Source organism: Streptomyces sp. TG1A-8 (assembly GCF_030499535.1).
In the GTDB taxonomy this organism is placed as follows: Bacteria; Actinomycetota; Actinomycetes; order Streptomycetales; family Streptomycetaceae; genus Streptomyces.
Genome location: NZ_JASTLB010000001.1, coordinates 1,569,418 through 1,588,927 on the forward strand (window position 1 = coordinate 1,569,418; position 19,510 = coordinate 1,588,927).

At 74.9% G+C, this 19,510-nt stretch carries 19 protein-coding genes and 1 pseudogene; 8 read left to right on the forward strand and 12 right to left on the reverse strand.

All coding sequences use genetic code 11. The features are described 5' to 3' along the window. Positions 1–9: 9 nt before the first annotated feature. The gene (locus tag QQY24_RS06405) at positions 10–1,794 is read left to right on the forward strand and encodes a hypothetical protein (protein ID WP_301971694.1); all 1,785 of its coding nucleotides are present in this window, start codon (positions 10–12) and stop codon (positions 1,792–1,794) included. A gap of 1,593 nt (positions 1,795–3,387) precedes the next feature. On the opposite strand, the gene QQY24_RS06410 is transcribed toward QQY24_RS06405, so the two are convergent. The 5 genes and pseudogenes from QQY24_RS06410 to QQY24_RS06430 form a co-directional block, all read right to left on the reverse strand. After that, positions 3,388–4,011 carry a hypothetical protein gene (locus QQY24_RS06410; protein ID WP_301971695.1) on the reverse strand — a complete coding sequence of 208 codons (624 nt, stop codon included), beginning with the start codon at positions 4,009–4,011 and terminating at the stop codon, positions 3,388–3,390. A gap of 24 nt (positions 4,012–4,035) precedes the next feature. After that, positions 4,036–4,326 (reverse strand): hypothetical protein, encoded by a 291-nt coding sequence (locus tag QQY24_RS06415; RefSeq protein ID WP_301971696.1) that lies wholly within the window; start codon positions 4,324–4,326, stop codon positions 4,036–4,038. A gap of 29 nt (positions 4,327–4,355) precedes the next feature. Next, positions 4,356–5,297: a hypothetical protein gene (locus QQY24_RS06420; protein ID WP_301976163.1), complete on the reverse strand. Its 942-nt coding sequence runs from the start codon at positions 5,295–5,297 to the stop codon at positions 4,356–4,358. A gap of 111 nt (positions 5,298–5,408) precedes the next feature. Then, positions 5,409–5,855 (reverse strand): annotated as a pseudogene (locus tag QQY24_RS06425) (RNA polymerase sigma factor); the annotation flags it as partial. 363 nt (positions 5,856–6,218) lie between these two features. After that, positions 6,219–7,721, reverse strand: coding sequence for an IucA/IucC family protein (locus QQY24_RS06430; RefSeq protein WP_301971697.1), 1,503 nt, complete (start codon positions 7,719–7,721; stop codon positions 6,219–6,221). 90 nt (positions 7,722–7,811) lie between these two features. Between QQY24_RS06430 and QQY24_RS06435 the strand changes: the two genes are divergently transcribed. From QQY24_RS06435 to QQY24_RS06445, 3 genes are read left to right on the forward strand one after another with little or no spacing between them, the layout of a single operon-like run. Beyond that, positions 7,812–9,326, forward strand: a complete 1,515-nt coding sequence (locus QQY24_RS06435) for an IucA/IucC family siderophore biosynthesis protein (RefSeq protein ID WP_301971698.1) — start codon at positions 7,812–7,814, stop codon at positions 9,324–9,326. Between the two features lie 9 nt (positions 9,327–9,335). Next, entirely contained in the window at positions 9,336–10,613 is a 1,278-nt protein-coding gene (locus QQY24_RS06440; RefSeq protein WP_301971699.1) for a VWA domain-containing protein, read from the forward strand. Continuing rightward, the gene (locus QQY24_RS06445) at positions 10,613–11,407 is read left to right on the forward strand and encodes a hypothetical protein (RefSeq protein WP_301971700.1); all 795 of its coding nucleotides are present in this window, start codon (positions 10,613–10,615) and stop codon (positions 11,405–11,407) included. Before QQY24_RS06440 ends, QQY24_RS06445 begins: the two co-directional genes overlap by 1 nt. Before the next feature lie 43 nt (positions 11,408–11,450). Here QQY24_RS06445 and QQY24_RS06450 read toward each other — a convergent pair whose 3' ends face one another. Further along, positions 11,451–12,077: a winged helix-turn-helix transcriptional regulator gene (locus QQY24_RS06450; protein WP_301971701.1), complete on the reverse strand. Its 627-nt coding sequence runs from the start codon at positions 12,075–12,077 to the stop codon at positions 11,451–11,453. A gap of 81 nt (positions 12,078–12,158) precedes the next feature. Between QQY24_RS06450 and QQY24_RS06455 the strand changes: the two genes are divergently transcribed. The 3 genes from QQY24_RS06455 to QQY24_RS06465 all read left to right on the forward strand — a co-directional run bounded on the left by QQY24_RS06455 (position 12,159) and on the right by QQY24_RS06465 (position 14,670). Next, positions 12,159–13,367, forward strand: a complete 1,209-nt coding sequence (locus tag QQY24_RS06455) for a pyridoxal phosphate-dependent aminotransferase (protein ID WP_301971702.1) — start codon at positions 12,159–12,161, stop codon at positions 13,365–13,367. 189 nt (positions 13,368–13,556) lie between these two features. Further along, positions 13,557–14,195: a hypothetical protein gene (locus QQY24_RS06460; protein WP_301971703.1), complete on the forward strand. Its 639-nt coding sequence runs from the start codon at positions 13,557–13,559 to the stop codon at positions 14,193–14,195. 52 nt (positions 14,196–14,247) lie between these two features. Further along, positions 14,248–14,670, forward strand: coding sequence for a thioesterase family protein (locus tag QQY24_RS06465; protein WP_301971704.1), 423 nt, complete (start codon positions 14,248–14,250; stop codon positions 14,668–14,670). 164 nt (positions 14,671–14,834) lie between these two features. Here the strand turns inward: QQY24_RS06465 and QQY24_RS06470 are convergent, their stop codons facing one another. From QQY24_RS06470 to QQY24_RS06495, 6 genes are all read right to left on the reverse strand, one after another. Next, positions 14,835–16,214, reverse strand: coding sequence for an 8-oxoguanine deaminase (locus QQY24_RS06470; protein WP_301971705.1), 1,380 nt, complete (start codon positions 16,212–16,214; stop codon positions 14,835–14,837). A gap of 124 nt (positions 16,215–16,338) precedes the next feature. Continuing rightward, positions 16,339–17,262 carry a factor-independent urate hydroxylase gene (pucL, locus tag QQY24_RS06475; RefSeq protein WP_301971706.1) on the reverse strand — a complete coding sequence of 308 codons (924 nt, stop codon included), beginning with the start codon at positions 17,260–17,262 and terminating at the stop codon, positions 16,339–16,341. 4 nt (positions 17,263–17,266) lie between these two features. Beyond that, positions 17,267–17,668: a hydroxyisourate hydrolase gene (gene uraH / locus QQY24_RS06480; RefSeq protein WP_301971707.1), complete on the reverse strand. Its 402-nt coding sequence runs from the start codon at positions 17,666–17,668 to the stop codon at positions 17,267–17,269. A gap of 4 nt (positions 17,669–17,672) precedes the next feature. Continuing rightward, a complete protein-coding gene (uraD, locus tag QQY24_RS06485; RefSeq protein WP_301971708.1) occupies positions 17,673–18,185 on the reverse strand; it encodes a 2-oxo-4-hydroxy-4-carboxy-5-ureidoimidazoline decarboxylase in 513 nt (170 codons plus the stop codon). 143 nt (positions 18,186–18,328) lie between these two features. Continuing rightward, positions 18,329–18,697 carry a helix-turn-helix domain-containing protein gene (locus tag QQY24_RS06490; RefSeq protein WP_301971709.1) on the reverse strand — a complete coding sequence of 123 codons (369 nt, stop codon included), beginning with the start codon at positions 18,695–18,697 and terminating at the stop codon, positions 18,329–18,331. Continuing rightward, on the reverse strand, positions 18,694–18,942 hold the full coding sequence (locus tag QQY24_RS06495) for a hypothetical protein (protein WP_301971710.1): 249 nt from the start codon (positions 18,940–18,942) through the stop codon (positions 18,694–18,696). Before QQY24_RS06495 ends, QQY24_RS06490 begins: the two co-directional genes overlap by 4 nt. Positions 18,943–19,139: 197 nt before the next feature. Between QQY24_RS06495 and QQY24_RS06500 the strand changes: the two genes are divergently transcribed. Further along, positions 19,140–19,373, forward strand: coding sequence for a hypothetical protein (locus QQY24_RS06500; RefSeq protein WP_301971711.1), 234 nt, complete (start codon positions 19,140–19,142; stop codon positions 19,371–19,373). Positions 19,374–19,510 lie beyond the last annotated feature (137 nt).

The following is a 19,510-nucleotide window of genomic DNA, read 5'->3' on the forward strand; positions in this document are numbered from 1 at the left end:
GAGGCTCTCGTGGCACGGCGCCATACCAGCGGCTTCGACATCCTCGGATTCGATTTCGACCCGACACCCGGGGATCCCGATCTCATCCTCAACCAGATCGTCCCCACCTACACCTCGCTCGGCGACGACGCCCAGAGCGCGTTCGACGCCCTGCGCGGCAACGCGATGCAGGGCGGCACCGGCAAGACCATGGACGCGCTGCGCGAAGTGATCGGCGGCAAGTACCCGCCGAAGCTCCAGCAGACCGCGGACTCCTTCCACGCCGCCGCACAGGCGTACCGCACGTACGCCCGGTCGCTGTCGGACGCGCAGAGTCAGCTGGACCGCGCCATGGACCAGGCGCTGCCGGTGGCGGGCACGGCCGTGCAGACGGTGCCGCCCCCACCGGCGAACGCCACGTCGGAGCAGTTGAGCGCAGCCAGGTCGCAGCAGCAGGACGTCGACCAGGCGAACGCCGAACTGACGGCGGCCAAGCGGCTGGCGCAGGACGCCAAGGACATGCGGGACCAGGCCGGGACGTCCTTCGGCAAGAACCTCGCGGACGTCTCCACGGTGCCGCCGCGCAGCTCCTTCCAGAAGTTCCTCGACTTCTTCGAGCACAACCCCCTGATCCAGATCATCATCGACGTGGCCATCGCCGTCGTGACGGTGTTCTTCCCCATCGTGGGGCTGGTCCTGGGCGCGGTCGCGTTCCTGGGCTCAACAGTGCTCGGCACCCTGGCCACCGGTCACTTCGACGTCGGGACGTTCCTGGTCGGCCTGGCCGGACTGGCCACCGGCGGTCTGGGCGCGGCGGCGAAGTTCCTGCCGGCCGTCGCCAAGGCCGCCGAGGCCGGCAACGCCGCCGCCCGGGGTCTGCCGCTGGTCGGCAGTTTCTTCCGCAACGACCCCAAACCGATCGTGCAGGGACTCGGTGCGCTGACCAAGAAGGGGCTGAAGGACTTCGGCAAGTCCTTCGGCCTGGAGTTCGGCAAGGGGGTCGCGGGCGGCTTCGCCAGCACCGGCATCAACGACGTGGCCGAGCACAAGCAGTTCACCGGCATCCAGGCGGCGCAGATCTTCTCCGGCGCTGCGGCCGGTGGTGTGATCGCCGGCGGGGTCAAAGTCGCCGACAAGCAGATATTCAAGGGGCCGCACATCCTTCCGGGTGAGAAGGAACCGCCGGCCGTGGGCGTCACCCCGCCCGATGACGGCGGCCCGGTCATCCACCCGGCGCCCACGGGCGGTGGCGAACCGGGCAGGCTGAGCCCCGGATCGCCCGACACCCGCCCGGACGGCGCGGCGGACCCGGCGGCCGTGGCCGCCGGCAACGGCCACCCCGTCATCACGGTCACCCCGCCGGAGGGGTCGACGCTGAGGCCACCGACCGGGGGCGGCGAACCGGGCAGGCTCCAGCCGGGGTCCGCGGACACCCGGCCCGACGGAGAGGCCGACGCCGGGGCCTTCGGAGCGCAACAGAAGCACACGCCTCCGCCCCCCACGGACACCTCCTCCACGGCCTCGGTCGGCGGGGACGTTCCCCACCGCGGGCCCAAACTCGTCGTGCCCGACCACGAGGGGACGGCCGGGCGGCAGGGCCTCGACGCGGCGGGAGCCGTGATCAAGGGCCTCGGTGGCGACGCGGCCGACGTCGGCATCGCGGTCGGCCTGGGCAACGACGAGAAGGACCACGACGGCGATGTGCCGGCGGCCATAGCCGACGGTGCCACCGACTCGCTGCCCGGCATCGCCGGCGCCGCCTCGTCCGGACCGCTGCACCGGACTGTGACCAGAGGCCCGGTCGGCGGCAGGTAGCCGTCACGCGCCGATGGCCGGTTCATCCCCGCCGTGTTTTTCGCGGTCCGGCAAGGGGGCCGTCGGCCTCCGGGCCCGGCATGACTGCCTCCCCCGCCCGGGGCATGACCCGGAGGTGGTGTCACCGGGCCCGAGAGGTGCGGTCGAAGGCGCTGATCGGGGACCCGGCCACCGCCTGGCCGGGGGCGGCGCCCCACCGCACCCGGGCGGCAGGTCCGCACGACGTGAACGCGCGTGACCGGCCCCGGGGCCGGTGTCGTGTCGGGACACGCGGGGGCACGGTGATCGGCATCGACGGGGTGGGCGTCCTCCTCGGCCCGGACCTCGGCAGGAGCACGCGTCCCGGCCGCGTGCCGACCCGGCCGGGAGAAGGTCTCCGGCGGTCCTCCGCCCGACAGCGGACCGAAGTCGCGCGCGGTGCTCGACGAGTTCCGCGGTCCGCCTCGCTCCGCCCCGGCGACCGCTCGCGCGTGAGGCGCTCGCGCATCCCGTGGACGGCACGACGGGCCGGCCGGTGGGCCGGGCCGTCGGTCACCGGGTCGTTCGGGCCGCCGTCCGCGCGCTCGCCGTCCCCGTGCGCCGGGCCGCCGTGCCCTCGGGCCGTTGTCCGCGGCCATCCCGCGGAGGCCACGTTGCCGGGACGGCCCTCAACAACGGGTACGCCGTCGCCACCCGCCTCCTCGGCCTGGACGAGCACGGGCCCGGCCGGCCTCGCCGGGAACGCCGTCGAGGCGTCGTTCCCGGACACGGCGGTCAGGGCACGGATCACGGCCGAGACCGACTCCTACGCCCACGCCCGGCTCGCACCCTGACTCCTGCCGCGCGTAGCCGAACCCGCAACCTCGTGCCGGAGCGGTCACTCCGCGGGCTGCGCGGGGCGGTCACCCTCGCCCGGCCCGGGGGCCCGGCTCTGGAGTGACCACTGGTGCCCGGCGTGACGGGCCCTGGGGAAAGGCCGGCCTGGGACCCACGGGAAGCCCGCGGCCCCGCAGAGCGCTCCCCGTCCAGGGCCCGGGACCCTCGCGGCGTCGTGTGGCGGCCGGGGACGGCCGACCGGTTCGCCGGCGACGGCCCGCGCACCCCGGGTCCACCACTCACGGGTGCGGCCGCACCACGCGATCGACACCGCGGGAACGCGGCTCGCGTCCGGCGACGCCCCGGCCCGTCCGGGCGGTGCGGTACGGCAGCGGGGCACCGGTGACGGCCGCGTGGAGTCGTACCTCGGCGGCCCGGCTCCGCGCCTGGCCGGGCGCATCGTGCCGCGTCGTTGCGTCAGGCCGCCGCCCTGACCGTCCGGGGCGGACGCCGTGCCGCCACGTCGGCGTCGTCACGGTGCCTCCGCCGTGTCCGAAGGGCCGAAGGCGACCGGCGGTGGCGCCGTGCCCGGGCCTCCACGCCATGCGGACCCGCCGCCCGCGAGCGGCCGGCCGCTGGCACCGCGCCGGGCCGGGCCGGGCGGTGGTCGTACCTCTCACCGGCGTCTCCGGCAGCGTCCCCCGGGCCCGAAGGCCGGCGGCCTCCTCGCAGGACCGTGGGGAACACCACGGGGAGGAACCGGCCTCCGGCATGCCCCGGCCAGGATCCTGCCAGGGGTCAGGAGAAACGGAAGGTGTCCGAAACGGCGTCGAACAGCTCGTAGACCTGCTCGGCGAGCGCGACGTTGGGGCTGCAGCAGGTGATGAGGAACTGGTCCGTGCTGCCGCCGGGAACCTTCACCAGCGTGTGCATGCTGAGCATCTCCACCGTCGCGTCCGCGGAGACGCTGGCGCGCTCGATGCCCATGATCCGCACGGCCTCGCCGACGTGCGAAAGCGTCACCGGCTTCACCTCGCGGGGCTGGGAAGCCGACTCCGCGGTGCCGGGGCCGACGCCGTCGCGGGACAGTTGCTTGGTCAGCGTGGGCAGGCTCATGTCGACGTCGTCACCGGGGTCGATGCCGAACACCATGACGTGGCCGAGGAACAGCGCGTCCGAGTAGGCGGTGGCCGTGCCCGCACCCCACAGCGCGCCGCGGCGGCGGGCCGCTCTGTTGATGGCACGGGCCTGCCGGAACAGATCGTCGACCTGGATGCGGTCCACGGGCGTGCGGGCGGTTTTGAGCGCCTGCTGGCGTGCCTTCGCGAACGGCGCGTCGGACAGGTCGAACCGTGCCCAGTGCTCGGGCACGGTGATGCTGAACCCGGTGGGCCGCGCCGTGGTCGGTTCGGTGGTGGTCATCGTCTTCACATCCCTGCTGCCGGCTCAGCTGCCCGCGGTGAGCTGGCCGCCGACCTGGTTGTCGGTGTCGGTGAACGTGTCGAGGACCTTGGTCAGGGCGTCGATGATGGCCTTGCCCTCGTTCTTCAGCTGGGTGCGGCCGTCGCTCCAGCGCTTGTCGAAGTCGTGCGCCGCGCCGAGGACGAGCTTGTCACCGCCCAGCGCGGCCGACAGGCTGGCCGCCGAGGTGGCCGAGCTGTCGAACAGGTCCATGACCTGCCGCATGTTGTCCCTGGCCGACTCGATGTCGTCGCCGGGGATCTTGATGTCCGTCACGGACCTGGCCCTTTCCGGTGCGGCTGCGGTCAGCCCTGGTGCTGGCCGTCCAGCGAGATGGTGAACCAGCCCTGCGCCCCGCTGCCCGCGGTGTCGCCCGGCTTGGTGTCCTTGTTGTTGGTGTAGAGCGGAAAACCGACCAGTGTCATCTGCACGGTGCCGTCGGGGCGCTTGACGCTGCCCACCTCGGACGGCGTCACCCCCTTGATGGCGATGCCGCCGGTGCCGGCCCGCACCGGCCTGAAGCCGTCGCTGCACGAGCCGGTGCACCTGACCGTGCTCGGGTCGGACCGGTCGGTGTTGTTCACGTAGACGGTGCGGCCGTCCTCCCCCGCGACCACCAGGCCCTGGGCGGACCGCTGCGTGGTGAGGATCGTCTCCGACCCGTTGCCGGAGGCCCCCGTGCCGGCGGTGGCGGTGGACGCCTTCCTGCCGTCCGGCGCGACCGCGAACCACGTGCCGTTCACGCCCTGGCCCTTGGTGTCGCCCGCGGAGTGGTCGCCGGAGAAGCGGTAGAGCGGCCAGCCGTCGATGGTCAGCTGCATGGTGCCGTCCGGGCGCGCCACGGTACCCACGGCCGAGGTCTGCACGCCGTCGGCGTAGACCTTCCCGCCGGGCTGGACGATCACCGGCGGCCACGTGGTCTGGCAGCCTCCGGTGCAGGTGGTGGTGGGCGGTTTGGGCGAGTCCTCGTCGAAGCGGTAGAGGGTGCGGCCGCCGGCGTCGGTGACGAGGGTGCCCAGCGTCGAGGTTCTGGCGCTCAGCTGCACGCTCCGGGGCGCGGACAGACTGCCCAGCGGGATGGACGCGGGCGCGGCGGCCGTCGTCACCGGGGCGGCACCGTCGATCAGCTGGATACCGGCGTTCGACGTGGATGCGCTGCTCGCCGGCCGGCCGCCGATGGTCAGTGTCGGACCACATCCCGCCACGGTGCACACCGCCGCGGCACCGATCGCCACGTGGACGAGCATCTTCCTCACCCTTGACTCCTCGCTTCTCACAGGATGGTCGCTGCACGAGGTACACGAACAGGACGCGCGTACGGTTCACGCGGTCGGCGCGCCGCCGACGGCGACCGTGGTCCCGGCGGCCACGCACAGGGCGATCACCTCACGGTCCCGCCGCCGCAACCGGCGCAGGGCCTCGTGGACCAGTGCGAGGCGGCGGGCGTCGCCGATCCGGCCGGCCGTCTGGTCCGCGAAGTCCTCCACCGGCCGGGGCTCCGCGCTGCGCGCCAGGAAGGCGAGCCGCCGGCGCAGACCGCGGTCGGCGTTGTGCGCCTTGTGCGTGGCGATGCCGAGCAGCCACGGCTTGAGCGAGCCGCCCCCCGGCTCCACCGTCTCCCGGGTGCGCCAGGCGGCGAGGAAGGTCTCGGACACGACCTCCTCGGCCTCCGACCGGTTGCCGGTCAGCCGCAGGGCGTGGCCGTAGACCGCGCGGGCGTTGTGGTCGTACAGGCCGGCGAACGCCGCGCGGTCCCCCGCCCGTATGCGCGCACGCAACGACCCAGTGGGTTCTGTACGCCTCACGCCCTGTACTCCCCGCGGCCCCGGCCGCGTTCCCGTGTCCTGCGCCACACCGCGCCGGGGAGGCGGACGGGCCGGCCGGGGCCCTCCGGGAGGTCCCGGCCCGGCGGGCGCGGCGAGCCGCCCGCGGGCTGCGGAGCCGCCGGCTCCGCGACGCACTGGGCCGGGACCCCCGGCGGCCCGGGGCGGGGGGACGGCGTCCACCGGAGTGCGCGGCGCCCGGTGCGTCCCGTCCGGCCGGGCGGGGTGCCCCGCCGCGGCTGCCGGCGGTACGTTCGCCCCGGGCCGGGGAACGCCGGTCCACCGCCTTCCGGCGACTGCCGGAACACCCGCCGACGGGGGCCGTCCGGGGCCGGACGCCACGGTTCAGGGACCGGACAGCGGGTTCGGGCCGGGCAGGTAGCGGGTGGCGGCGCCGTCCGCGCCCGTCCAGCGCAGCAACAGGTTGGTCTTGACGGGCAGGGCGGGGGCGCTGAGCAGGGCGGGGATCTCGGGCAGCCGGTGGCGGGCGAGTTCGCGGCGGGCCGCGGGCCAGGGGTCCAGGCCGGGGTGGTGCTCGGCGAGGGCGGCGGCGACCTCGGTGAGGTGGTTGACGACGAGGCAGTACACCAGCCGTTCCCAGCCGGCCGCCCGGGAGACGTCCGCCAGCAGCTTGGCGCCCTCCGCGTCGCGGAACAGCGCCTGGACGGGCGTGCCGGCGGCGTCCACGGCGACCAGCGTGTTCTGCAGGTGCGCCTCCAGGACGACCCCGTGCGCGTCGAACGCCGTGAGGGCGGGCGGCACGACCTGCCGCAGGTAGGCCTCCCACCAGGCGTCCGGGTCGGCCGCGGCGGCCAGCGGGCTGCCCTCGAAGCCCTCCACCAGGCCGGCCGCGAGCAGCGGGGTGGCCCCGGGCAGGAGGTGGCCGCGCAGACCGTCGCGGACGAGGACGGCCAGTTCCTCGAAGGCGAAGGCGGCGGTGCGGTAGCCGCGGTCGCTCAGCCACGCGGCGGGCGCGTCCAGGGCGTCGAAGGCCCGGACGGCGGCCGTGTCGGTGCGGCGCAGCCTCAGCAGGTCGTGCCGCCACAGCCGGCGGACGTCGTTGGTGATGCGGACGTCCAGGCTGAACTTCAGGAACAGGTCGCGGCGGGGTTCGTACACGGTGCGCACGGCGGCCGTCGGCCAGGCCTCGAAGGCGGTGGTGCCGAGCCGGAGCAGGCGTCCGTCGGCGAAGGCGGGGGCGAGGTCGCGGGTGAGCAGGCCGAGCTGCCAGGGGTGCGCGGGCAGCAGCCGGTAGCCTGGCGGGGCGGTGCCGAGGGCGTCCAGGGCGGCGGTGTCGCCCTCCTCGGCCACCTGGTCCCCGCGCACGCCGAGCAGGACCAGCGGGAAGCGCGCGTGGGCCTCGGGCGCATAGGGCAGCCAGGCCGCCGGGGGGCCGCCACCGCGCGCCTTCGGCGCCGGGTGGTGGGGGTGGCCGGTGAGCAGGGACTGCTCGGAGCGCAGGTACGGGTCGGCGGGCGGTGTCGTCCGGGCGCGCGCGTCGAGCAGGGCGGCGACCGCGTCCCGGCTGTCGACCATCTCGGCGGGCAGGTCGCCGCCCGGCTGCCCGGTGCGGCGGCGCAGTTCCTCGGCGACCAGCTCGACCAGTTCGGTGTGGCCGACGCGGTGCCAGGCCCCGGCGGTGTGCACCTCGGGGTCGGCGGGCCGGCGGCCGGGGCGCACGCGCAGCAGCCGGCCGCTGGCGGGCAGCCGGTAGGCGGGGCGCTCCCCGTCGCCGGGGAGCGCCTGGGCGACCTCGCGCAGCAGGCAGTTGAGCAACGGGGCGGCCGCGTAGGCGTCGGCGCGCCGCCCGACGGTGCCGGTGAGGGGTGTGGGGTCCACGCGATCCATTCGTTCTTCGTCCGGGGGCCGATCGCGATCAGTATGTCTGTCGTGCCCGGCCGTCCTGTCCCGGGCCGACCGCGACCGAGGGAGCCGACCGTGCATGACCCTTCCCCCGCCGAGGCCGGGCCGGCCGCCGAGCTGGCCGCCGTCCGGCCCGGGCTGCTGCCCCGGTACCGGGCCGAGCTGCCCGGCGCCCGCGCGGCCGTGCTGACCCGCCTGTGGCGGGCGCTGGCCCATGAACCGCTGCCATGGGTCACCGGCCGGGTCCGGGACGGGCACGGCCTCGCCCTGCGGCTGGCCGACGGCCGGACGCTGCACGGCCCGCACGCCGATCCGTACGCGACCGGCGCGTACGTCACCGCGGTGCGCCTGGACCGGGAGCACCATACGGACCCGGCGCGGCTGGTGTCCGCGCTGGGGGTGCCGCACGCGGCGTCCTTCGCCGGCGAACTGGGCGACAGCGTGGCCTCGTTGGCGTTGTCCCGGGCCGGCGCGGACCACCCGCGGGAGTGGCCCGTGCGGGACTGGGAGTGGGAGCAGCGGGTGGTGGACGGCCATCCGTTCCACCCCGGCTGCCGGGCCCGGCCCGGTTTCTCGGTGGCCGACCAACTGGCGTACGGGCCGGAGCACGGGCCGGTGGTGGGGCTGGGGACGGTCGCGGTGCCGGCCGCCCGTTGCCTGGTGTCCGGCCAGTGGCCGGCGGAACTGCGCGACGGCGACCGGTTGCTGGTGCCGGTGCACCCGTGGCAGGCGGACCGCGTGCTGAAGCGGGCGTACGCCCCCTGGCGGCCGGCGCACCCGCTGATGTCCCTGCGCACCCTGGCGCTGCCCGGCGGGCCGCACGTGAAGACCGCGCTGAGCGCCCGGCTGACCTCCTCGGTGCGGGACATCTCGCCGTACTCGGTGGAGGCGTCGGCGGCCCTGACCGCCCTGGCCACGGAGCTGGCCGCGCGCACGGACGGGCTGCTGCACGTCACCCGGACGCTGGGCGCGGTCACCGCCCGCACGGCCGAACTGGCCGCGCTGCTGCGGGAGTCGCCGCAGGTGTACGCGGGTCCGGGCGAGCGGGTGCTGCCGGTGGCCGCGCTCGCCACCACGTGTCTGCCGGACTCCCCTGCCTGGCTGGCCGCCTTCACCCGTCTGGCGCTCACGGCCGGCCTGCGGCTGCTGGACCTCGGGGTGGCGCTGGAGGCCCACGGCCAGAACCTGCTGGTCGTCCTGTCGGCCGACGGCACCCCCCGCCGCCTGGTCTACCGGGACCTGGCCGACATCCGGATCAGCCCGGCCCGGCTGGCCCGGCACGGCATCGCGCCGCCCGCCCTGGCGGGCCGGCTGGTCACGGACGACGAAACCGTCCTGCGCCGCAAGCTGTTCGGCTCGCTGGTCGCGGGCGCCCTGGCGGGTACGGCGGGGTCGGGCCCGGCGCTGGGCGCGGCGCTGCGGGCCGCGCTGCCGGACCTGCCGCGCACCGCCGATCTGGCGGCCCTGCGCGAGGGGCCGCTGCCCGCGAAGGCCCTGACCCTGATGCGGCTGTCCCCGGACACCCCCGGCGACCAGTGGGCCGCGCTGCCCAACCCGTTCGTTTTGGAACCCGGCGCGTCTGGTCAATAGGATCCGCCGATGATCAGAAGACAACGGCTGGCGGCGGGCGTCTGCGCTCTGCTCGCCGCCCTGACGGCCGGGCTCGCCCTCCCCGGCACGGCCGTCGCCGACGAGACGGAACAGGCCGCTCCGAAGGTCGAACTCGTGCTGGACGTCAGCGGATCCATGCGCGCCCGGGACATCGACGGCGGCAGCCGGATGGCCGCCGCCAAGCAGGCGTTCAACGAGGTGCTCGACGCGACGCCCGAGGAGGTCCGGCTCGGCATCCGCACGCTGGGCGCCAACTACCCGGGCAACGACCGGAAGACGGGCTGCAAGGACACCGCGCTGCTCTACCCGGTCGGTCCGCTGGACCGGACCGGGGCGAAGGCCGCGGTGGCCACGCTGGCGCCGACCGGCTGGACGCCGATCGGCCCCGCGCTGCTGAAGGCCGCCGCCGACCTCGACGTCACCGGCGGTGACGGCGGCGACGGCACCCGCCGCATCGTCCTGATCAGCGACGGCGAGGACACCTGCCAGCCGCTCGATCCGTGCGAGGTGGCCCGTGAGATAGCCGCCAAGGGCATCGGGCTGACCATCGACACCCTCGGCCTGGTACCGGACGCCAGGACCCGCGACCAGCTCAGCTGCATCGCCGACGCGACCGGCGGCACCTACACCTCCGTGCAGCACAAGAAGGAACTGACCGACCGCGTCGGGCAGTTGGTGGACCGTGCGGCGGACCCGGTGGTGACGCCGGTGGCCACCGCGGGGGCGACCGAGTGCGCGAAGGCACCGACGCTCACCTCCGGGCTGTACACCGACCGCGCGGAGTTCGGCCGGCAGCGCTGGTACCGGGTGGACCTCGACGCCGGCCGGGAACTGCGGGCCTCGGTGAGCGTGGCGGACGACCGGGCCGTGCGCCCCGACTACGGGGTGCTGCTGCGGGCGGTGACCGTGCACGGCCGGGAGATCGTGCGCGGCGAGGCGGCGGGCACCGGCCGCACGGACGTCATCTCCACGGGCCTGCGCTACCCGAGGCCCGCGAGCGACGACGAGGACGCCGCGGCGGAGACGGTGTGCCTGCAGGTGACCAATTCCTTCGCGGCCGCCGCGGGCGTCAAGACGTCCCCGGGCCTGCCGCTGGAGCTGACCGTCGACATCGTGGACGGGCCCGACCGGGCGGCCGACGTGGCCTCCTTCGGTCTCGGGCGCGGCTGGTGGCTGCTGGGCGCGCTGGTGCTGACCGGTTTCGTCGCCGGTCTGCTGTGGGGCTGGCTGTCGCGCTGGCGGGTCGCCGTCTGGAGGGCGAACTGATGCGCATCACACGTACGCTGGGCGCCGCCCTGCTGGTGCTCGGGCTGGCCGCGGTACCGGCGGCGGCCGACTCCTCCCCCTCGCCGGGCACCCCGTCCGGCGGCGCGCCGAGCCGGGCGGGCACGTCCTTCCGGGACGCGACGGAGATCGGGCAGGGGCAGCGGGCCACCGCGTCCGCCGCCACCGGCGACTACCTGTACTGGTCGTTCCCGGCGGACTCCGGGCAGCGCCCGACCGTCCGCGCGACGGTGCGGCTGCCGGACGCGCACGCCGCCCAGACCTGGCAGATCGACGTCTACGACGGCCTGCGCCGCCGCCAGTCCTGCCAGTACGGCGCGGCCACGCGCACCGCCGCCCGAGGGGCCTCCGCGGTCGAACTGGCCTGTGTGCTGCGCACGGTGCGCGCGTGGTCGGAGCCGTGGGCCAACGACCCGCTGCCGGGCACCTACTACGTCCGGCTGACGGCGGTGGACTTCGGCTCCGCCGACCTCGGCCTGCCGGTGGGCGCCGAGGTCCGCGTGGGCTCCGAGGACGTCGGCGGCGCGGCGGCCGTGGACGGCTCGCTGGCGAAGCCGCTGGTCCCCGGGATCGCGGCGAGGTCCCGGGAGCAGGACGGGGCGAAGTCGGCGGTGCTGTCCGCCATCGAGCCGGACGACGGCTGGTCCTCCGGCCGGTGGACCGACCGCTGGGTGTGGACCGCGGTGGGCGGGGTGCTCGCCGCGCTCGCGGGCATCGGCGGATACGCGCTCACCCGCGGTTCGGGACGCCCGTCCCGGGTGCCGCCGGGCGCCTGAGTCATCCGGAGGCCCGCCCCCCGGGGCGGGCCTCCGGCCTCGCTCACCCCTCCCGCAGCGCCTTGGCGAGCGGGCCGTCGCCGCTCACGGTGACCCGGCCGGACCGGACGGCGTCCGCCAGCGCCAGCTCCCCGCGGCCGACCGCCGCGCACGTCGCGGAGTCCATCACGAGCCTCGCGTCCGCCTCGCCGGGAGCGGGCCCGTCGCCGTACGCCGGTCCCTCCTCGGCACCGGCGCGCACGTGGAACTCCCCTTCCTCCAGCCGGACTTCCACCACCCCCCGCCCGTCCAGGGCGCGCAGCAGCGGCAGCGCGAACCAGTGCGCCCGTACGGCGTCGGTGGGCCGCCGCTCCCCCAGTTCGCCCTCGCCCCACCGCCCCAGCGCCTGCAGTACCGGCAGCAACGCGGCCCCACGCGCGGTGAGTTCGTAGACGGAGGCCACGCCCGGCGGAGGCAGCCGCCGCCGGGTGGCCAGCCCGTCGCGCTCCATGTCCTTCAGCCGGGAGGCGAGTACGTCCGTGCTGACACCGGGCAGGTCCGCGTGCAGGTCCGTGTAGCGGCGGGGGCCCGCCAGCAGCTCCCGGACGATCAGCAGGGTCCAGCGGTCGCCGACGAGGTCGAGCGCGCGGGCTGCGGAGCAGTACTGGTCGTAGCTTCGACGAGGTGGCATGCGACGCAGTCTAGACAAGTTGTTGGACTTTCCAAGCTCCCACTTGGTAAAACCAAGTAACACGAGTTCCCGGAGGGGCGCATGGAGTTCCGGCAGTCGAACAAGCTCAGCGAGGTCTGTTACGAGATCCGCGGCCCGGTGATCGAGCACGCCAACGCCCTGGAGGAGGCGGGCCACAGCGTGCTGCGCCTGAACACCGGCAACCCCGCGCTCTTCGGCTTCGAGGCGCCCGAGGAGATCCTCCAGGACATGATCCGGATGCTGCCCCGGGCGCACGGCTACACGGACTCCCGCGGCGTCCTCTCCGCCCGCCGCGCGGTCGCCCAGCGCTACCAGACGCTCGGCCTGGAGGTGGACGTCGACGCCGTGTTCCTCGGCAACGGCGTCTCCGAGCTGGTCTCCATGGCGGTCCAGGCGCTGGTCGAGGACGGTGACGAGATCCTCGTCCCGGCACCGGACTTCCCCCTGTGGACCGCGGTGACCACGCTGGCCGGCGGCAAGGCGGTGCACTACCTGTGCGACGAGCGGGCCGACTGGAACCCGGACCTGGCCGACATGGCGTCGAAGATCACCGACCGCACGAAGGCCGTGGTCGTCATCAACCCCAACAACCCCACCGGCGCGGTGTACCCGAAGGAGGTCGTGGAGGGCGTCCTCGACCTGGCCCGCCGGCACGGCCTGATGGTGTTCGCCGACGAGATCTACGACCAGATCCTGTACGACGGCGCCGTCCACCACTCGGCCGCGGCCCTCGCCCCCGACCTGGTCGTCCTCACCTTCTGCGGCCTGTCGAAGACCTACCGGGTGGCGGGCTTCCGCTCCGGGTGGCTGGTCGTCACCGGGCCCCGGCAGCACGCGAAGAACTACCTGGAGGGCCTGACCATGCTGGCCTCCATGCGGCTGTGCGCCAACGCGCCCGCGCAGTACGCCATCCAGGCCGCGCTCGGCGGCCAGCAGTCCATCCGCGAACTCACCGCGCCGGGCGGCCGGCTGTACGAGCAGCGGAACGTGGCCTGGGAGAAGCTCAACGAGATCCCCGGGGTGTCCTGCGTGAAGCCCAGGGGCGCGCTGTACGCCTTCCCGCGCATCGACCCCAAGGTCCACCCGATCCACGACGACGAGAGGTTCGTCCTGGACCTGCTGCTGCGGGAGAAGATCCAGGTGGTCCAGGGCACCGGCTTCAACTGGCCGGCCCCCGACCACTTCCGCATCCTCACCCTGCCCCACGCGGACGACCTGGAGGCGGCGATCGGGCGGATCGGACGGTTCCTCGGCGGGTACCGGCAGTAGGCGCCGCCGCCCCGGCCCGGGTGCCCCGGCCCGGGTGCCGCGGCCGCCGCCGGCACGGGGGCCCGTCCGCGGCGGCGGGCCGGCCGCCGTTGTCGCGGGCCGGCCGCCGTTGTCGGACCCCGGCCGTACGCTGCGGAGCAGGCCGCCGCCCGGCGGTCCCGTGCCGGACGACGCAGCAGGGAGCAGACCGTGACACGACCGCCGACCGCCGCGCAGCGGCGGGTGATCGAGGCCGCCGACCCGGTGACCGGGCGGCTGCGCGGAACGGAGGCGCAGCTCGCGGCACTGGTGGGGCGGGGTCTGGCCTTCCGGCACCCCCGGCCGCCGCACGACCACTTCCTGACCCCGGCGGGCCACCGGATGCGGCAGGCCGCGCCCGGAGAACCGGCGGGGCCGCCCGCCGCGGCGGATCCCGCACCGGCCGACGGGGTGTTCGCGGCGCGCGTCGGCGGTGCGGAGGAGGTCCCGCGGTCCGGTCCGGCCCGGCTGCGGGAGGTGCGCAGCGCCTGGCAGGGGCTGCTGGAGCTGCGCCGGATGACCAACGCCGACGGTGCCGCCGACCGGCCCTGCGGGTGGGAGCGCGCGCATCTGGTGCGGGCCGCCGCACTCGCCCTGGAGGCGGCCGGGCACCGTCCGGCGGGAGCGGACGCCGACGGCTACCGGGTGCGGGCGACCCCGCAGCCGGAGGCGGTCGCCGTGTACGGCCCCGACGAGGAGACGCTGCGGGCGTGCGCGGCCACGCTGGAGCGGGCGGGCTGGCAGGCGGGCGCGTACACGGAGCCGCGCACGCGGGTGCGGTACCTGCTGGCCTCCCCGCGCCGGGTGTGACGGACGTGCCAGGATCGGGGGGCCGGAGCGCCGTACAAGAGAAGGGGATGTCGTGAGCGAACCGTTTTCCGTACGCGTGACCGTCCGCGGGTACGAGACCGACACCCAGGGTCACCTGAACCAGGCGGTGTACCTCAACTACGCGGAGCACGCCCGCTGGTCGCTGCTGAGTGCGGCCGGGGCGGACCAGGCGCGGCTGGTGGCCCGGGGGGTGGGCCCGGTGGTGCTGGAGACCACCGTCCGCTACCGGCGGGAGTTGCTCGCCGGTGAGGAGGTGGACATCACCTGCGCGTTCGAGTGGGGCGGCGGCAAGACGTTCCGCATCCTTCAGGAGGTGCGCAGGGCCGACGGCACCGTGGCGGCCGAGATCACCGCGGTGGGCGGGCTGCTGGACCTGGAGAAGCGGAAGCTGGTCGCCGATCCGCGCAGGGTGTTCGAGGAACTGGCCTCCGACCTCGACGTCCTCGGCCTGTAGCCGCGGCCGGACCCGTGCGCCGGCGGCCGCGGGCGGCACCCCGGCGCCGCCCGGACCCGGGTGCCGCCCGGACCCGGGGTGCCGTGGGGCGGTGCGTGTCCGGGGCCGGTGCTCCCCCGTCGGCCGGGAGCCGTCCCTCTCCCGGCCGGGGCCGCGGCGGCGGCTCAGCCCCCGGCCGCGATCCGCGCGAGGCGCCGGGCCTCGTCCCGCGTGGCGCGGGCGACGGCGTCCTCGTCGACGGTCAGCAGGTGTCCGTCCTCGACGATCTGGCGTCCGTTCACGAAGGAGGCGGTCACCGGGGGCGCGGCGCCGAGGACCAGCGCGGCCACCGGGTCGGCGATGGAGGCGTGGGCGAGCGTGTCCAGCTTCCACAGGACCAGGTCGGCGAGCTTGCCGGCCTCCAGGGAGCCGGTCTCGGCCGCGCGGCCGAGCACCCGGGCTCCGCCGTGGGTGCCCAGGCGCAGCGCCTGCCGGGCGCTCAGGGCGGCCGCCCGGTGCGCGCCGAGGCGGTTGATCAGCAGGGCGTTGCGCAGTTCGGTGTGGAGTTCGCCGGACTCGTTGGAGGCGGTGCCGTCGACGCCGAGGCCGACCGGGACGCCGGCGGCCAGCATGTCCGGCACCCGGGCGATGCCGGCCGCGAGGCGGGCGTTGGAGGACGGGCAGTGGGCGACGCCGGTGCCCGTCCGGGCGAAGGCGGCGATGTCGGAGTCGTTCATGTGGACGCAGTGCGCCATCCACACGTCCTCGCCCAGCCAGCCGGTGGACTCGAGGTAGTCGGTGGGGCCCATGCCGAACAGCTCCTGGCAGAACGCCTCCTCCTCCACGGTCTCCGAACCGTGGGTGTGCAACCGTACGCCGAGACGGCGGGCCAGCTCGGCGCCCTCGCGCAGCAGTTCGGTGGAGACGGAGAACGGGGAGCAGGGGGCGACGGCTATCCGGGTCATCGCGTCGAAGGAGGAGTCGTGGTGCTCCTTCACGGTGGCCTCGGTGCCGGCGAGCGCGCCCTCCAGGGTCTCGACGGCGAAGTCCGGGGGCAGGCCGCCGTCCTTCTCGCCGCGGTCCATCGAGCCGCGGGCCAGGGTGAAGCGTATGCCCGCCTCGCGGGCGGCGCGGATGACCGCGCCGGACAGGTCGCCGGAGCCGCGCGGGTGGATGTAGTGGTGGTCCATGGCGGTGGTGACGCCGCCGCGGGCCATCATGGCGAGCGATCCCCGGGCCGCCTCGTACACCATCCGCTCGTCGATGCGCGCCCAGGTCGGGTAGAGCGCGACCAGCCAGTCGAAGAGGTTGTGGTCCGTGGCCAGGCCCCGGGTGATCCACTGGTAGAAGTGGTGGTGGGTGTTGACCAGACCGGGGGTCACCAGGTGCCCGGTGGCGTCGATGCGCCGGACGACGTTCTCCAGGCCCTCGGGGGCCCTGCCCGCGCCGACCGACTCGATGCGGTGGCCGGCCAGGACGACGTGTCCGGTGGCGTACTCGGTGTCGTCGGCGTCGACCGTCGCGATCGCACCGTTGTCGATGACGATGCGCTGGACTGCTGCCATGGCGCGTCCCTTTCGCTCAGTGGACTCGAACGGCAGGGCACGGCAGGACCCCGGGTGGTGAGCGCCGTGGCCGGGGAGGCGGTTCCCCGGCCACGGATGCCGAAGGGAGGGTGTCCGCAGGCTCTCAGAGGCCGGTGAGGTCCGCCGGGATCCCCGGCTCGCAGCCGTCGCGGAGGATGGTCGCCTCGATCAGGCCGTAGGGCCGGTCGGCGGCGAGGTAGACCTCGTTGTCGTTCCTCAGCCCGAAGGGCTCCAGGTCGACCAGGAAGTGGTGCTTGTTCGGCAGCGAGAGGCGGACCTCGTCGATCTCGTCGCGGTGGTCGATGACGCGCGCGCCCATGTGGTACAGGGTCTGCTGCAGCGACAGGGAGTAGGTTTCGGCGAAGGCCTGGAGCGTGTGCTTCCTCACCTGCTCGTAGGACTCCTCCCAGGGGGGCATCCGCTGCTCGTCGCCGGTCCAGTTGAACCGCCAGCGACCGCAGACGGAGGTGGCCAGGACGCGGTCGTGGGTCTCCTGGAGCGTGGTGTACCCGTCCCTGGCGTAACCCCGGAACTCGGAGTCGGTCGAGTTCATCACCGTCAGGTCCTTCAGGCCGGAGACGACCTCCCACTTCCCGCCGTCGTAGGTGACCTGGGCGAGGCGGGTCTCCTGGCCCCTGCGGACGAAGGAGTGCCCGGTCCCGCCGGCGCCGGCGGACCGCGAGGTGGCGCCGGAGGTCCCGATCCGCTCCCAGGCGTACTCCTCGATGCGGATCCGCGCGGTCCTGATCGCCCCCTGCGAGGTCACGAAGTGACGGGCCAGGTGGATGCCGAACTGCTCGGCGGACTCGATGCCGTGCTCCTTGGCGAACGCGAACACCGTGTTCTTCATGGTGTCGGTCGGCAGGACGTTGGCGTTGGAACCGCGGTGGTGGACCTCGTCCATGTCGCCGCTGAGCGCCACGGAGACGTTCAGGTCCTTGATGTGGTGGGTGGCGCCGTCCCGCGTGATCCTGACGACCCGGTTCTCGGCCTTGCCGTACTGGTTCTGTCCCAGGAAGGTGGGCATCTAGCTAGCTCCCTCGGTAAACGGAGTAGCCGAACGGGTTGAGCAGCAGCGGTACGTGGTGGTGCTCCCCGGGGGCCACGGCGAAGGCGACCACCACCTCGGGGAAGAACACGGCACCGCCGTCCCGGCCCGCGGGGGCCTCCCGCTGCGCATCGGCTCGCTTCTTCGCGGTCTTCTCGAAGTACGGCTCCACCGCGAAGTCGAGCCGTACGTGGGTGGTGCCCTCCGGCAGCGCCGGCAGGTCCTCGCAGCGGCCGTCGGCGCCGGTCGTGGAACCGCCGAGCGCCCGCCAGTCCGCGTCGTGCCCGCCGCGGGCGCACAGGCGGACGGCGACGCCCTCGGCGGGGCGGCCGACGGAGGTGTCCAGGATGTGCGTGGACACGGAGGCGGTGGTGCCGGTGCTCATGGTGTCAGGCGTCCTCTTCGACGAGTCGGGCCAGCCGGATGCGGTTGATCCTGCCCAGCTCGGTGCGGATGATCTCCCGCTCCCGCTCCGGGGGGTTGCCGATCCGCTCCCTGAGCGCGTCGCGCATCTGCTCGCCGGTCCTGCCGGTGGCGCAGACGAGGAAGACGTGGCCGAACCGGTCCTGGTAGGCCAGGTTGAGTCCGAGCATCTCCGCCTTGAGGTCCGCGGAGGCGCCGGCCATGCCGCCCTGTTCCCGGGCGGAGGCCGGATCACCGGGCCGGGGACGGCCGATCGGGGGGTGGCCGGCCAGCGCCTCCGCCAGGTCGGCGGCGCTCAGACCGGCCGTCGCCGCGTCGCTGGCGGCGTAGAGGTCCGCCGGTGTGGCGTAGGGGCGGGCCGTGAGCAGGTGCTTCGCCCAGGCGGTGGAGGCGCAGGCCGCGTGCAGCGCGGCGAGGGCCGCGGACTCCCCGAGGCCGTTGAACCGGGCCAGTCCCGGGGGCGTGGAAGTGGACGTCACGGGAGCCTCCGCGGCCGCGAACGGCCCTCGTGCTGAACGGGCTGCGGCCAGCTAACGCCTTCCCGCGACAGGTCGTCAACGCTTTGTTGAAAATTCCGGGTAACGGGATCCGGGGCCCCCGCGGGGTCGTGACCGCCCCCGTCTCAGCCCTCCTTCTCGCGGTTGAGGTAGTTGTAGACGGTGAAGCGGCTCACCCCCAGGGCGCTCGCCACGGTCTCCACGCCGTGCCGCACGAAGAAGGCACCGCGTGCCTCCAGGACCCGCACGACCTCCTGCTTGGCCTTGCGGTCCAGGTCGGCGAGCGGCCGGCCCCGCTCGCGCTCCATGGCGGCCAGGATGTGGTCGAGGGAGTCGGCGAGCTGCGGCAGCCGTACGGCGAGGACGCCGGCGCCCTCCCAGGCGAGGACGACGTCGTCCGGGCCGGCCTCCTCCGGCGGGAGCATCTCCCCGCCCACGGCGTCGACCAGCGGCTTCACGGCGGCGATGAAGGACTCCTGCCCCGTGCCGGTCACGCGTCCTCCCCGAGGACGTTGACCTGCAGCGAGATGCGGGTGGCGCCGGCCGCCAGGGACTCGCGGAGCAGGGCGTCGACCACGCCCAGCACGGCGTCGGCGGTGCCCTCGGCGGTGTTGCCGAACGGCCCGACGTCCACGGCGTCCAGGTCGGCGGCCGCCACGACCTCGCGGGCGACCAGCGCGTGCGCGGGCGCCTCGTCGAGGTCGAAGGGCTCGGTCGTGAACTCAACTCTCAGTCGCATCGCGCCCCATGCCTCTCCGACCTGCGCGTCTGACGGCCCGCGGCGGGAGGGCGGGCCGGGGCGCGGCAGGCCCGACGGCCGGCGGCACACCCCGGCCCCGACCTTAACGGACCCCGGAGCCGGTCGGGGGAGGCCTCCGCGCTGCCGCGGGCCCGCTCCGGCGTGCGCCGGCGTCCCGTCCGCCGCACGCTGGAGGCATGGACGGTCCCGCACGGCACCCGCGCATCGTGGTCCACTCCCCGGCCCTGGACGGCTCCCGGCGGGTCACCGAGGGCGAGGTGACCCTCGGGATCGCCACGCACCTGGACGACGTGGTCGAGATCCTGCGCTCCGCGGACCTGGACCGGGCCGAGGTCGAGGAGGGCGACCTCATCGCTTGGCAGGGCGGCGGGCCCGAGGACTGGCCGGGGCTGTCGGAGCACGAGCGGTAGCGGGAGCCGGCCGGCGCGCCGCCGGGGCCGCGGTGTGCGCGGACCGCGGCGGCGCGCGGGTACCCCGCCCGTACGGCGGGGACGACGGGAACGACGGGAACGATGCGGGCCGGCACGGCCGGCCGCTTGTGGAGGTG